Origin of the sequence: Sphingobium yanoikuyae (assembly GCF_034424525.1) — a bacterium.
GTDB lineage: Bacteria > Pseudomonadota > Alphaproteobacteria > Sphingomonadales > Sphingomonadaceae > Sphingobium > Sphingobium yanoikuyae.
In genome coordinates, this window is the sequence record NZ_CP139979.1 from 191,387 (window position 1) to 205,469 (window position 14,083).

The following is a 14,083-nucleotide window of genomic DNA, read 5'->3' on the forward strand; positions in this document are numbered from 1 at the left end:
TCGCTTGTCAAAGCCAGGGACGAGTTCAACATGGGTCAATTCTCAGTGGAAATTTACGCCCGACCCGGGTCACTTCTCAGGGGAAATCAACAGTCTGTCGCAACATAGTTTGCGATGGCTTCCAGAATGGCGCTGTTCCTGTAGGGCTTGTCGAATACCGCCTGAAAAAGTTCGGGCCGCTCGCGGGCGATGTTACCTTGCGCGCCGCTGACGAGAATGATCGGCAGGTTTGCAAGCGCCGCATCTGCGCGCACCGCCTCGGCGAACTCAAGACCCGTCATCATGGGCATCATAAAGTCGGTGACTACGACATCGGGCCGCCTTTTGCGCACAGCAGCGAGTGCGGCCTCGCCGTTGGAAACGGTGTCCACCTCGTACCCTTCGTCCTCCAACATATCGGTAAGCATCATGGCGAGGAGAAATTCATCGTCCACTACGAGGATATACGCCATGTTCTAATCTCTCCCCGGGTCCATCCCCACGGCTATGCGCCGCTTATTGTTGAGGATGGGGGGGCACCTGGCGGGCACTGAGCGCCTCGCCGAGCACCAGCCCGTTAGGAGCGAAATCCACGGCGTGGACCGAGGTGTCGAAATGGCTGTCGCGCATTTTCTGGACGGAAACAGCCCTGATGAGCTGGTTATCCTCCTCAAAGAGCCGCAGGAGGATCATATTATCGAGAATGGCGGAAATTTCCCTGGCTGGTGCCGCGACGTCGGAACCGACAAGTTCGCGGATTTCCCATGTCGCCAATGTGGTAACGCCGTCCGCCCTGAGTTGATCCATCAGACAGGCGAAAAACTCAATAAGCCGCGGGCGGTTAACAGCCGCGCGTTCGAAGCCGCCGAAGCCATCGATGAACAGCCTCTTGATACCGAGCGAGCGTACCTGGGCAAGCAACTGATGGGCCAGCTTGTCCAGGATATTGTCCGCGAGCGGCATGCGTTCGATTGTTAGCACCCGGCGTTCCTGATCGGCCAGGCGAATGCCGAGAGCCGCCGCTTTCTTGCGCAAGCGATCAGGCGTTTCGAAGAAACCGAAATGAAGCGCGGGTTCAGCATCGCTTGCTCGCGACAGAAAATGAATCCCCAGGGTCGTCTTGCCACTGCCGGAAGGCCCGGCCAGCAAGGTGATCGACCCTTCAGGAAGGCCGCCGCCCAGCATCGCATCAAGCCCAGGAACACCGATGCTGAGCTTGCTCTCGGCCCGTACGCTGGCCTCAGCCCGTGTCGGCAGAGACTCGATCCGGGGATAGACGGTGATGCCCGCATCACTGATTTCGAATTTATGCAGGCCCCCCAGCGCCTGGCTGCCGCGCGACTTGCGGACCTGCAGCTCGCGCACGGTGCGGACGCCGGCAAGCGTATCGGTGAGATCGATCACGCCATCAACCATCGTATGTTCGGGATTGAGATCGGTCACGCTGGAACTGGTGAGGAAAAGCACTGTACATCCAACGAAGGCAGCCTGCCCCTGCACCTCCGCGACAAAGGTCTTGACGTCGAAGTCCGTGTCGGCGCGGTCCCGTGCGTTAAGCAGGCCGTCAAACACGAGTAGGGTGGCATCTTGGCGTTTGGTTTCTTTGCGCAGCATCTTGACGACAGCATCGAGCCCTTCGTCGCGCAAAGTCTGGAAGACGCTGATATAGGTAATCGCCGCGCCCAATTGCGAGCGATCGAAAAAACCCAGCGGATCCATTGTCTGGAACAGCCGCTCATGGCTTTCGGACAGGAGTGTCACATAGAGCACTCGCCCTCCCCCCGCGACATGCGCGAAGGCGATCTGGTTGGAAAGGATTGTCTTGCCCGCGCCCGGCTGCCCCTGGATGATGTAGGAGGCGCCGGAGATGAAACCGCCCGCCAAAATCTGGTCTAGGCCGTCTATCCCGCTCGCTAGACGGTGTGCTTGCTGCATTGGTCGGTATCTCCTGAGCGGTCGTGTTATGTTCCTACAGTTCCCGCCCGCCGGGTAAAGCGAAAGCTCGAAGCTCTCCGAATTTTAGCAATTTGCCATAAGGCGGCGGACCTCGGTCAGCAGCGTTTGATCGTTGTAGGGCTTGTCGACGACAGCCTGAAAAAGATCGGGGTGGCTACGGCCGATCTGGGCTTGTGCGCCGCTCACCAAGATGATCGGCACATCGCAAATCTGTCCTTCGGCGCGAACCGCGCTGGCGAGATCAAGGCCGGTCATGACCGGCATCATGAAATCAGTGATGATCAAAAGACGGTGCACATGCTCTGGCGCAGGCTAAAGCCTCAGCGCCATTTCAAACTGTTTCGACATCGTAACATTAATCCCCAAGAATGTCGGCGAGCAGCATGAGAAGCAGGCTTTCCTCGTCGACAACTAGGATATGGGCCATGTCTGTCACAAAGTCTGGTGGTGTGCACTGGGTCTGGCGCCTACATGCGCCTGACCGTTATATTGAGCGAATGAAAAGCCGATCTTGAAGCTATGTCCTGCTCGACAGGAGCGGACGAACCGGTTTGCGGTCCCCCCACAAAAAAACGGATGCTTTCCCTAAAGGATGCTTTCCCTAAAGAATGTCTACGTTTGCCCTGATCTGGCGCGGTCGAGCCGGGTCTGGATCTCAAGCATGATCTGATCGAGGGGGATATCGTTGCAATTGCCTGCAATTCGGATTTCGCTCTGCGCGATGTCGACCATGTGCTGCGACGCCTTCTCGTTATGCGCCGTAATGAGGGCTGTTCTCGATCGACTATGCCGCTTAAGCGCGGCGCATCCGCCCGGCGATCAGGCGCTGACAGGGAAACGCGCGGCTTTAGGATAGGAAACCGATCAAATCCTGACCCGCTTGGCATTAACGACAAGTCCGCCGGTCGCTCCCGGTTCGGCGCTCTCTGCGTGCCCCCTTGCGTCTTAGCTGCACAGGTCGCTAGGCAGGAGGCCCGTTCTCGCGAGATCCAATTCAGTGAAGAATTCAGCTATAGCCTCCAGCTCACGCAGTCCAGCAGATCGGTGGTCCATTGTCGGGCTGATTGCCGGCCTAGTCTTTTTTCTTGTCAGCGGGGCCTTGGCCTATCTGAACATCCAGAACATTCGCGAAAGCGACGGCGCCATTCGACATACCCACGAGGTCATACTTGCACTGCAAGGCCTCCGCTCGGCAGCCCAGGACGCCGAGACTGGCCAGCGAGGGTATTTGCTCACGGGCAATAATCGCTATCTGGAACCCTACACAGCCGCAGCCGCGAGCACCAGCCAGCGCATGAATGCCCTGGCGGCTTTGACCCGGGACAACCCGGTTCAACGCGAGAACCTGGCCGTCCTGCGACACCACGTTGACGCGAAGCTCAGCGAACTTAGCGCGACGATAGAATTGAGGCGAAATGAGGGCTTCGCTGCGGCGCTCGCCGTGGTGGCGACCGATCGCGGCAAAACGGAGATGGACGCCATTCGGTCGCAGCTCGAGACGATGGCGCGCGAGGAACTAAGGCTACGGACGTCGCACATGGAAGATATGGGTTTGGCGTCCAGGACCGCGATGACAGGCGCGATCATGACCAGCCTCATCGGCAGCATCCTTACAATCGCGATTTTCGTGCTGCTGATACGCAGCAGCCGCGCCCGCACCCGCCAGCAATGGCTGCAGACAGGGCAGGTCGGTCTCGCCAACGCCATGCGCGGCGACAAGACGATCACGGAACTCGCCGAGGCGGTTCTCGCCTTTCTCTGCGATAAGACAGGTGCCCAGGCCGGTGCGCTCTACAAAGGAGAAGCGGGCCGCTTCCACCGCGATGGTACAATCGGTGTCCCCGGCGACGCCCCGATGCCAGAGGCCTTCGCGCTGAACGAGGGTCTTATGGGCCGGGTCGCAGCCGAAGGGAGGTTGATGGCTTTCAACGATGTTCCACCAGGCTATCTAACCATCGGATCGGCGCTCGGTCGAGACGTCCCACGCCATCTAGTGATTGCACCTGCAAAAGCCGACGATGCGGTAAATGCCGTGCTTGAACTCGGTTTCTTCGAGCCCGTGGATGACCTCGTCGTCGAATTGCTCGAACAATCGGCGGCATCGATCGGAATCGCCCTGCGCTCCGCGCGATTCCGATCGCGGCTTCAGGACGCCCTGGAGGAAACTCAGCGTCAGGCAGGCGAACTCCAGGCGCAGAGCGAGGAACTGCGCGTATCAAACGAGGAACTGGAGGAACAGGGCACCGCGCTCAAGGAATCGCAGGCGCGCCTCGAACTGCAACAGGTCGAACTCGAGCAAACGAACAGCCAGCTGGAGGAACAAACGCAGACGTTGGAGGCGCAGCGCGACGAACTGGAACGCGCGGGCGCTTCCTTGCAGTTGAAAGCCCGAGAGCTCGAACAGGCGAGCCAGTACAAGTCGGATTTCCTGGCCAATATGAGCCACGAGCTGCGCACGCCGCTCAACTCGCTGCTGATCCTCTCGAAGCTGCTCGGCGACAATGCCGACGGCAATCTCTCGGCCGACCAGATCAAGTTCGCCCGGACTATCGAGTCCTCGGGCAACGACCTGCTGACCTTGATCAACGACATCCTCGACCTCTCGAAAATCGAAGCGGGTCATGTCGAGATCCAGCCGGCACCGATCCCTCTCGACCGTCTAACCGGCGACCTGCAAAAGGTTTTCCAGCCAATCGCCAACGAGCGCGGCCTTACCCTGCAGATCGAACTTTCCAGCGACCTCCCACGGACGATCGAGACCGATCGCTTGCGCCTGGAACAGATTCTCAAGAACCTCCTGTCGAACGCACTAAAATTCACCGAACGAGGCAGCGTTCGGCTCGCCGTTTCGCGCGTTGGCGACGACAAGCTCGCGCTGGCCGTCACGGACACGGGCATCGGGATCTCGCCGGAGCAACAAGCCAATATTTTCGAGGCGTTCCACCAAGCCGACGGCACGATCAGCCGCAAGTACGGCGGGACTGGGCTCGGCTTGTCGATTTCGCGCGAACTCGCTCGCTTGCTAGGCGGCTCCATCACGCTCGAGAGCAAGGTCGGCGAGGGAAGCCAATTCACCGTCACCATTCCCCTCGCCTATGATCCTGCGCTTGTTCCGGCACGCAAGAACGCGCCAGCGTCCGCGGCGGAAGCGGTCGCGCCGGCCGCGACGTTCAGCGATCCATCCCCAAGGGTTTCGCCCTGGAGCATAGAAGATGATCGCGGCGCACTTGCGGAAGGGAAGCGGGTGCTACTGATCATCGAAGACGACGAGGTTTTCGCGTCGATCGTATGCGATCTCTCGCGCGAGATGGGCTTCCAGTGCATCGTCGCGGCCACCGGCCAGGAAGCCGTCGACCTTGCCCGCGAATTCCGTCCGAGCGCCGTCATTCTCGACCTGGGGTTGCCAGATCAGTCGGGCCTCACCGTGCTCGATCGACTGAAGCATGATGACGAAACCCGCCACATCCCGATCCACGTCATCTCGGCGGCCGACCACAGCCAGACTGCCCTGGCGCTGGGAGCTGTGGGCTATCTTCTCAAGCCCGCAAAGCGCGCACAGCTTGCCGAAGTCCTTGAAAGTCTTCAGGCCAAGCTCGCCTCCCGCATGCGCCGGCTCCTGATCGTCGAGGACGACGAGGTTCAGCGCGACGCGGTCGCCAAGCTGCTGCAGACGCAGGATGTCGAAACCGTCGGTGTCGGCACCGCCGCCGAATGCCTCGAGGAGCTACGCCAGCAAACCTACGACTGCATGGTCCTGGATCTCTCGCTGCCCGACGCATCGGGCTTCTCGCTGCTCGAGACCCTGAGCGAGGATGGCGACCACAGTTTCCCGCCGGTGATCGTCTATACCGGCCGCGATCTCTCGGCGGATGAGGAACAGCGCCTTCGCCGCTATTCGAGTTCGATCATCATCAAGGGTGCCAAGTCGCCCGAGCGCCTGCTCGACGAAGTCTCCCTGTTCCTGCACCAGGTGGTTTCCGAACTGCCGCCCGAACAGCGCAAGATGATCGAGAAGGCGCGGCACCGCGACGCCGCGCTCGAAGGGCGGCGAATCCTCATCGTCGAGGACGACGTCCGCAACGTCTATTCCCTCACCAGCGTGCTCGAACCGCGCGGCGCCCTCACCCAGATCGCGCGCAACGGACAGGAGGCGCTCGATGCGCTCGAAGCCGCCGGTGACGATCCCGCCAAGACGATCGACCTCGTTCTCATGGACGTGATGATGCCGGTGATGGACGGGCTCACCGCCACCAGCGCGATCCGCAACGACGCGCGCTGGTCCAAGCTGCCGATCGTCATGCTGACCGCCAAGGCCATGCCCGACGACCAGAAGAAGTGCCTCGAAGCCGGCGCCAACGATTACATGGCCAAACCCATCGATGTCGACAAACTGTTGTCGCTGGTTCGCGTGTGGATGCCCCGCTGATGCGCGAAACCGTCGAGGACATAGAAATCCAGCTGTTGCTGGAGGCACTCTTCCAGCAATATCATTACGACTTCAGGCACTATGCCCGCGCCTCGATCAAACGGCGCCTCGTCCAGGCCCGCGGGCAACTCGGCTATGCCAGCTTCTCGGCCATGCAGGCGGATCTCCTCCACGACGAGACGATGCTCCCGCGGCTGCTCAACTATCTGACGGTGCAGGTCAGCGAGATGTTTCGCGATCCTTCCTATTTCCGTGCGCTGCGCGAGAAAGTGATCCCGCACCTCCGCACCTATCCCTCGCTCAAGGTCTGGGTGGCGGGATGCAGTAACGGCGAAGAGGTCTATTCCCTCTCCATCCTGTTTCGCGAAGAGGGGCTTGCCGACAAGACCCTGTTCTATGCGACCGACATCAATCCCGCGGCGCTGAAGGCGGCGGAGGCGGGCGTCTATCCGCTCGACCTGATCCGCACCTACACCGAAAATCACCAGAAATCGGGCGGGCACTCATCGCTCTCGGATTATTATACCGCGGACTATGGCCGCGCGGCGTTCGACAAATCCCTGCGCAGCCAGGTCGTCTTCTCTGATCATAGCCTCGTCACCGACGCCGTGTTCGGCGAGATGCACCTGATCTCCTGCCGCAATGTCCTGATCTATTTCGACCGCGTGTTGCAGGATCGGGCGGTGGGACTTTTCCGGGAATCCCTCGCACGAAAGGGCTTCCTGGGCATCGGCGCGAAAGAGAGCCTGCGCTTTTCCGATCATGCGAGCGCCTTCAGCGAATTCGTCGCGTCCGAGAAGATCTACCAGAGGAACGAGCCATGAGCGAAAGGGCGATCATCATCGGCACATCGGCGGGAGGCGTCCAGGCCCTTTCCCGTATCCTGCCCCGATTGCCGGAAGCGCTTTCGATGCCGGTCCTCGTCGTCGTGCACGTGCCGCCCCGCAAGCCCAACGCGCTGGTCGAACTCTTCGCCAAGAAGTGCCCGCTCCCGGTCAAGGAGGCCGAAGACAAGGAACCGCTCGCCAATGGCATCATCTATCTCGCTCCGCCCAATTATCATCTGCTGGTCGAGACCGAGAACTCCCTCGCATTGTCGTCCGACGAGGCCATCAATCATTCGCGACCAGCGATCGACGCGCTGTTCGAGACCGCCGCCGACGCATTTGGGCCGGGGCTAACAGGAATCGTGCTGACCGGCGCCAATCATGACGGCGCCGCCGGGCTGAAAGCGGTCGGACTTGCAGGCGGGACCGCGATCGTCGAAGATCCCGCCAGCGCCGAAGTGCCGATCATGCCCGCTGCCGCGCTCGCGGCATGCCCGACGGCAGAAGTCATGACGCTCGACCAGATCTCCAACTTCCTGAAAGAGACCGCAGCGCAATGACGCCACTCGACCACCCCATCCGGTTCCTGCTGGTCGATGATCTCGAAGAAAACCTGCTTGCGCTGGTTTCGCTGCTCAAGCGCGAGGGGCTGGACCTCCACACGGCGCGCAGCGGCGAGGAAGCTCTCGAGCTCATGCTGGTCCATGACTATGCCCTCGCTCTCCTCGATGTCCAGATGCCCGGCATCGACGGCTTCGAACTCGCCGAGATCATGCGCGCCAACGATCGCTCGCGGCATATCCCGATCATCTTCGTTACCGCCGGCACCGCGGGCGTGTCGCGGCGTTTCCGTGGCTATGAAGCCGGCGCCGTCGATTTCATCCAGAAGCCGATCGAGGCCGACATCCTGCGGTCCAAGGCCAAAGTCTTCCTCGACCTATACGACCAGCGGCGGCAGATCGTCGCGCAGCGCGATGCACTCGCGGCCCAGCGGGATGAGCTCTCCGTGCTTACGGAAGCCCTCCAGAGCGCCCATCGGCAGAAGAACCGCTTCCTTGCCGTTCTCGGTCACGAACTGCGCAACCCAATCGCGGCGCTTGCCGCCGGCGTGCAGCTTCTGGAAAAACGGGAGGGAACCGACGCCGCGCACAAGATCCGCACCGGCATGGATCGCAGTCTCAAACATATGACCCGTCTCATCGAAGACCTGCTCGACATCGCCCGTATCGACCAGGGCAAGATTTCGCTGAAGAAGGAGCAGGTTCATCTCCAGGAGGTGATCGCTTTCGCGGTCGAGACGGCACAGCCCGCGATAGAGGCTGGCCGGCATTCTCTCCAGCTAACCATAACGTCTGAACCGATCTGGCTGGAAGCCGACCCGGCTCGTGTTGCCCAGATCATCGGCAATCTACTCGGGAATGCAGCGAAATACACTCCTCCCGGCGGCGAAATCGGCCTTGTGCTTCGGCAAGAGGGCGACTGGGCTATCATGGAGGTCAACGACAATGGAATCGGCATTGCACCTGAGCAGCAAGGCCGGATTTTCGAGATCTTCGAGCAGGTGGAACGGAGCACCCAGGACGGTCTGGGCATAGGTCTGGCGCTGGTCCGGCAGCTTGTCGATCTTCACGGTGGCACGATCGCGCTCGCGCGCAGCGCTCCGAACGAGGGCAGCACTTTCGAGGTCCGCTTACCGACGCCTGATTGACTCGGCTTAATCGAGCGGCGGGCAATAGCCATAAGTTTCGACGTTCTGCCGCGCATCCCAGCGCTGGGCCGCGTCATTGCATGCCTTGGTGAGCCGGACATCACCGCGAGACGGAGGCACATCGGAGAGCGGCCGGGACAATAACGGGGTGCTGCACGATGGGCGCCGAGCGGGAATGCGTGGAGCCTGCGCGGTCCTAGCCTTCGATCATATGAGTAACTGTCGCCCATGGAGACGCTTGGCGCGTCTTGTTCGGAATCCTTGGGCCAATTGGCCATTGCCGGACATTCCCTTATCGATTGAACAACTGAACCCGGGTGATGGCGTTGTGGATGTGGCCGCTCACAACCGCGCGATTGGCCAGCGATTGGGCGGAAACGATGACAAGCGCATGCTCAGTTGTCGACGCGCGCATGACGATGATCACGGCCGCATGGACCAACCCATTCACTTTCAATCATAGAGAGCTTAGCCGCATGGTCACTGAGAAGACGAGCGCGTTGGGAGTGTCGCAAAAAACTACCTCCGCCGCCCAGGAAACGGTCCGCCGTGCGAGTGAGGCCAATGCGCTCGGCAGGCTGACGGGCGGCGGATGGCTCGACTGGTCCGAATGGACGAAGATCGTCGAGCGCAATTTGAGATCGCGAACACACCATGCTTCCGACCGCAGTACTGGCACGGATCCATTCCAAAGCCGCAGCAAATGCTGGACGCCTCCCCAAGCCAGAAGCGCGCCCTCCGGTTCAGACCGTAAGCAGCGCACGATCGGCGTCGTCGAGCTTACCTGCGAGGCCCGGCACCTCGTCGAGCTGCCGCAGGGCGTCGAACCTGCCGCGCTCTTCCCGATAGCGAACGATTTCGAAGCCGTGCCCCGCCAGCGCAAGCACCGCGTCGATTTGTTCGGCGGTAGCGGCGTTGATGTCAAGCTTGCCGTTGCTTACGAGCGCTTGGCCGCCGGCTAGTGCTTCGGCTTTGCAGGCGCCGCCCCGGTCAGCTTTTCCTCCGCCACTTTGACAATCTTGGTCACCACGCCTTCTTCGGCCGCCTCCGCATCGGCCTTGGTCTTGTGCTAGACGCCGTGCGCGATGACGATCATGTGGTCGGCGGTGACCTTATTGCTGCGTCCGTCGATCACCGCGCTGCCGGTCCCTCGACGAAATAGGTCGTCTAATCGGCGCGGTGAGTTTCCTCGCCGATATACTCGCCCGGCTTGAGGCTCATCAGGACGATCTGGATATTCTTGTCGAGATAGACTTCCTTCCGGGAAAAGCTGTTCGCCTTGGCGAGTTTTGCCGTGTCCTTGTTGAACGCCATTTCGGGAGCTCCCGGATCAGCGTTTGCCGCGCAGCGTGTTGAGCAATGCGAGACCGATGACGCCCGCCAGCGCAGCTGACGCCAACGGTCGCTCGCGGGTGAAGCGCCGCGCCTTGTCGAGCAGCGGTACGCCGTCGGCAGCGATCACGTCCTTAGCTGCAACGACCACCTTCTGCACCTTGCCGCTTAATTGATCGGCAAGGCCCTCATGCTGCAGCGAACGATCGCCTGTCACGTTGCCAGCCATCTCCTTAACTTGACCGACGATGTCGCGCCCCTCGCCGGCCAGATTGTCTTCTTTCATCGCACTCGCTCCCGAATGACCAGGTTCATCTTTCACAGAACGCCCAATGTCGGGGACGGTGCCGATCCAAGCGACGCAAAAGCACCAGAAGCCTAAAATTGTCGTGGGGGAACTACCTGCCGCCATTTGAGATTTTGCGGTGATGGCATCACAACCGATCATAGCCGACAGCGAAAGCGGCTCCGTTGTCCACCCGCAAGAGGCCGCCGAGAGCGCCGGGCTGACCTATGTCAACGACAACGAACCGGGCATCACGAGGCTTAGGCATGGTAAGAGCTTCCGCTACGTCGACCAGGGCGGAAAGCCGTTGCGCGATCGCAACACGCTTGATCGCATCCGCAAGCTTGCCATCCCGCCCGCTTATACCGATGTGTGGATCTGCGCTGGCGAGGACGGGCATATTCAGGCGACCGGCCGGGATGCCAAGGGGCGGAAGCAGTATCGCTATCATGCGCGATTTCGCGAAGTGCGTGACGGCACGAAGTACGAGCATATGCTCGAATTCGCAAAGGCGCTGCCGGCGATTCGCGCCAAAATCGACGAGCATTTGGGCCTGCGCGGTCTGCCGCGCGAGAAAGTGCTCGCGACGATCGTTCGCCTGCTGGAAACAACCATGATCCGCGTCGGCAATGCCGATTATGCGAAGCAGAACAAGAGTTACGGCCTGACGACGCTCAAGGACCGGCACGTCGCGGTCGAAGGTGCTGAGCTGCGCTTCAACTTCAAGGGCAAGAGCGGCAAGCAGTGGCGGCTCAGCATCCGCGATCGCCGTATCGCCCGGATCGTCAAGGCGAGCCAGGACCTGCCAGGCCAGCATCTGTTCCAATATCTTGATGAAGATGGCGCTCAGCGCGAGGTCAGTTCGGGCGACATCAACGCCTATCTCAAGGAAATCTCGGGCACGGCCATCACCGCCAAGGATTTCCGGACGTGGAGCGGCACCGTCCTCGCCGCCATCGCGCTTTCCGAATATGAGAAGGTCGATAGTGCCGCAGCAGCCAAGCGCAACGTCCGCGAGGCTATCGAAGCGGTCTCGGCACGACTCGGCAACACCCCGACAGTCTGCCGTAAATGCTATATCCATCCCGAAGTGTTCGAAAGTTACCTCAGCGACGCGTTGGTGCTGGAGGCACGCGACGAGGCGTCCAAGGAACTGCGCGGGGATCTTGCGCACCTGCGCCCGGAAGAGGCTGTCGTGCTCGCCTTCCTGCACGAGCGGCTAAGCGCCAAGGCGAAGGACGTGGCCGCATAGCAATCGAGGTCAAACTCGCTTCGATGTGGAGGAGCCCCAATGATCGCTGACCTGGCTGGGGGGGTGGCCCCCGCCGCCACCATGATCGCCGCGATGATGACCGCCGCCAATCTCGGTGCACGGATCACCGGATGGGGTTTCGTGGTCTTTACGATCGGGTCTGTCGGCTGGTCGATCGTTGGTCTATCGAGCGGCCAGACCAACCTCGTCGGTACCAACGCCTTCCTTACGCTCGTCAACGGCGTCGGAATCTGGCGCTGGCTTGGTCGCCAGCGCGTCTATGAAGATGGCGGCAAGGCGGCGCAGACGGCGAGCCGACGTTCGGGTTCGCCAACCCTGTTCACTGCCACCGGCTTTGCCGGCATGCGCGTGCTATCGCGCGAAGGACGGCATATCGGCAAATCGGTCGAAGCCCTGCTCGAATGCGGGACCGGCACGGTCAGTTATGTGGTCGTGTCGAGCGGCGGCGTCGGTGGTGTGAAGGAGACGCTGCGCGCCGTACCAGCCGACGCCGTCCAGTTCGACTGCGAGGAGTTGCGGCTATCCTTGTCGATGCAGGATTTCGACCTGCTAGACTCGATCGTCGATGACAAATGGCCTGCAAGCCCGCCTCGGCATCACACTCCCGGCCAATCCAGCGCCTGACGCATCTCGTCTCTAGCGCACCTTCTTGGAGACTGCGTTAGCTCACACATTCAATGCGCGTAATTGCGAAGGTCCGCGATCTCCTCCACCGAGCGAAAGGGAATAGCGTTCACACTTCGTTCCGCCTATACCTCCTCGGCCAATTGCGGGAAAATTGGTGTCATGGCTGGAACGATCCTTGAAAGATACTGACGAAGACGCTCGCATTCTTTTCGAGCTTGCCCGGAAAGGAAGTGGTCCCGACCCATTTTCCTCGGCGGTTCGCGCCACGCGGATGCCGATGCTCATCACCGATCCGAACCAGGCCGACAATCCGATCGTCTTCGTTAACGAAGCTTTTTCGCGACTTACCGGCTACGCTCATCAGGAGATCATCGGCCGCAATTGCCGGTTTCTCCAAGGCCCGGACACCGACCGGAACGATGTCGCGCGGCTGCGCGACGCGATCGCCGCCAAAACGCTGATCGAGCTGGACCTGCTCAACTACAAGAAGGACGGCACAACCTTCTGGAATCGGGTGCTGGTGTCACCGGTCTTCGACGGCGAAGGCCAACTTTCCTATTTCTTTGCATCGCAATTCGATGTGACGCTGGAGCGGGAGCGCCTGTCACGGCTCGAACGCGAGCGCGTCGATCTGGAATCTGAGGTCGCGCGGCGCGATGCCGAGCTGATCGCGAGCGAACAGCGGCTGCGCTTCGCCCTTAAGGCCGGGCAGATGGGATCGTGGAGCCTCGACATCCAGTCGCAGCGCATGATCGCATCGGAAGGGTGTAAGGAGAATTTCGGCAGGCCCGTCGACGAGCCATTCACCTACGAAGACCTGATGGAAGCGGTGCATCCCGACGACCGTGCGATGCGCGACCAGGCGGTCACGACTGCGATCGCGAAGGGCACGCTGCTCGACGTCGAATATCGTCTGCTGACACCTGGCGGCGAGGAACGTTGGGTGCAGATCAGGGGGCAAGCCAACTACCGCGCCGATGGTACGCCGCTATCGATGGTCGGCGTGTCGCAGGACATCACCGATCGCAAGCGCGCGGAGGAACATCGCGCGCTCCTCGCCGGTGAACTCAGCCACCGGGTGAAGAACAGCCTCGCAATGATCCAGGCGGTTATCTCGCAGACTCTGCGTCGGGCAACCTCACTCGAGGAGGCGGGGGAAGCGCTGCAGGCGCGCGTGTTCGCGATGGCGGCCGCCAATGACTTGCTCGTCCAGCAGAGCTGGGAAGGCGCGTCGCTTCGCGATCTCCTGGGGCGGACGCTGGCGCCGTTCGGAGCAGATGATGGGCTGCAGTTCTGGCTTGCAGGGCCGAATGTCCAACTTCCTCCGAGGATCGCGACTTCGCTGGCGCTCGGAATGCACGAGATGGCGACTAACGCTGCGAAATATGGCGCGTTGTCGGTGGAGGGGGGCTCGGTCCAGATCGGATGGGAAATCGGCACCGAAGCCGGTCGCAGGAGCTTGCGCCTGAACTGGGCCGAGACCGGAGGGCCGCCGGTGTCAGCGCCGGATCGCACCGGCTTCGGCACGACGCTGATCGAGCGCGTGCTCGCGCGTGAAACGGGCGGAAAGGCCGTGATCGACTATGCGCCCGGAGGCGTGAAACTCACCGTTGACGTTCCCATGCTTGGTGATGACGGTGACGGTGCGCCCCTTGAGTAGCGGCGGGGC

The 14,083-nt window shown here is 61.2% G+C and carries 13 protein-coding genes; 7 read left to right on the top strand and 6 right to left on the bottom strand.

Annotated features, from left to right (window positions below):
- Positions 1-86: 86 nt before the first annotated feature.
- The 3 genes from U0025_RS00955 to U0025_RS00965 form a co-directional block, all read right to left on the bottom strand.
- Positions 87-452, bottom strand: a complete 366-nt coding sequence (locus U0025_RS00955) for a response regulator (protein WP_004210578.1) — start codon at positions 450-452, stop codon at positions 87-89.
- Between the two features lie 43 nt (positions 453-495).
- On the bottom strand, positions 496-1,914 hold the full coding sequence (locus U0025_RS00960) for an ATPase domain-containing protein (protein ID WP_004210580.1): 1,419 nt from the start codon (positions 1,912-1,914) through the stop codon (positions 496-498).
- Positions 1,915-1,998: 84 nt separating this feature from the next.
- The gene (locus tag U0025_RS00965; RefSeq protein WP_257010980.1) at positions 1,999-2,190 is read right to left on the bottom strand and encodes a response regulator; all 192 of its coding nucleotides are present in this window, start codon (positions 2,188-2,190) and stop codon (positions 1,999-2,001) included.
- Between the two features lie 844 nt (positions 2,191-3,034).
- On the opposite strand from U0025_RS00965, the gene U0025_RS00970 reads away from it, so the two are divergent.
- Genes U0025_RS00970 through U0025_RS00985 form a run of 4 tightly spaced genes read left to right on the top strand, consistent with a single transcriptional unit; the run spans position 3,035 to position 8,896 of the window.
- Positions 3,035-6,361, top strand: a complete 3,327-nt coding sequence (locus tag U0025_RS00970; protein ID WP_004210583.1) for a response regulator — start codon at positions 3,035-3,037, stop codon at positions 6,359-6,361.
- Entirely contained in the window at positions 6,361-7,185 is an 825-nt protein-coding gene (locus U0025_RS00975) for a CheR family methyltransferase (RefSeq protein ID WP_004210584.1), read from the top strand. The genes U0025_RS00970 and U0025_RS00975 overlap by 1 nt, the downstream gene beginning before the upstream one ends.
- Complete coding sequence (locus U0025_RS00980) at positions 7,182-7,748, top strand: chemotaxis protein CheB (RefSeq protein ID WP_004210585.1); 567 nt, start codon at positions 7,182-7,184, stop codon at positions 7,746-7,748. The genes U0025_RS00975 and U0025_RS00980 overlap by 4 nt, the downstream gene beginning before the upstream one ends.
- The gene (locus U0025_RS00985; protein WP_004210586.1) at positions 7,745-8,896 is read left to right on the top strand and encodes a hybrid sensor histidine kinase/response regulator; all 1,152 of its coding nucleotides are present in this window, start codon (positions 7,745-7,747) and stop codon (positions 8,894-8,896) included. The genes U0025_RS00980 and U0025_RS00985 overlap by 4 nt, the downstream gene beginning before the upstream one ends.
- 743 nt (positions 8,897-9,639) lie before the next feature.
- Here U0025_RS00985 and U0025_RS00990 read toward each other — a convergent pair.
- The 3 genes from U0025_RS00990 to U0025_RS01000 form a co-directional block, all read right to left on the bottom strand.
- Positions 9,640-9,783: a helix-hairpin-helix domain-containing protein gene (locus U0025_RS00990; protein WP_257010981.1), complete on the bottom strand. Its 144-nt coding sequence runs from the start codon at positions 9,781-9,783 to the stop codon at positions 9,640-9,642.
- A 280-nt stretch (positions 9,784-10,063) separates the two neighbouring features.
- On the bottom strand, positions 10,064-10,210 hold the full coding sequence (locus tag U0025_RS00995) for a cupin domain-containing protein (protein ID WP_004210588.1): 147 nt from the start codon (positions 10,208-10,210) through the stop codon (positions 10,064-10,066).
- 16 nt (positions 10,211-10,226) lie between these two features.
- Positions 10,227-10,514 carry a CsbD family protein gene (locus U0025_RS01000; protein WP_004210589.1) on the bottom strand — a complete coding sequence of 96 codons (288 nt, stop codon included), beginning with the start codon at positions 10,512-10,514 and terminating at the stop codon, positions 10,227-10,229.
- A gap of 142 nt (positions 10,515-10,656) precedes the next feature.
- On the opposite strand from U0025_RS01000, the gene U0025_RS01005 reads away from it, so the two are divergent.
- The 3 genes from U0025_RS01005 (at position 10,657) to U0025_RS01015 (ending at position 14,074) form a co-directional block, all read left to right on the top strand.
- Entirely contained in the window at positions 10,657-11,766 is a 1,110-nt protein-coding gene (locus U0025_RS01005; protein ID WP_004210590.1) for a DNA topoisomerase IB, read from the top strand.
- Between the two features lie 39 nt (positions 11,767-11,805).
- A complete protein-coding gene (locus U0025_RS01010) occupies positions 11,806-12,411 on the top strand; it encodes a PRC-barrel domain-containing protein (protein WP_004210591.1) in 606 nt (201 codons plus the stop codon).
- A 178-nt stretch (positions 12,412-12,589) separates the two neighbouring features.
- On the top strand, positions 12,590-14,074 hold the full coding sequence (locus U0025_RS01015) for a PAS domain-containing protein (protein ID WP_051156903.1): 1,485 nt from the start codon (positions 12,590-12,592) through the stop codon (positions 14,072-14,074).
- Positions 14,075-14,083 lie beyond the last annotated feature (9 nt).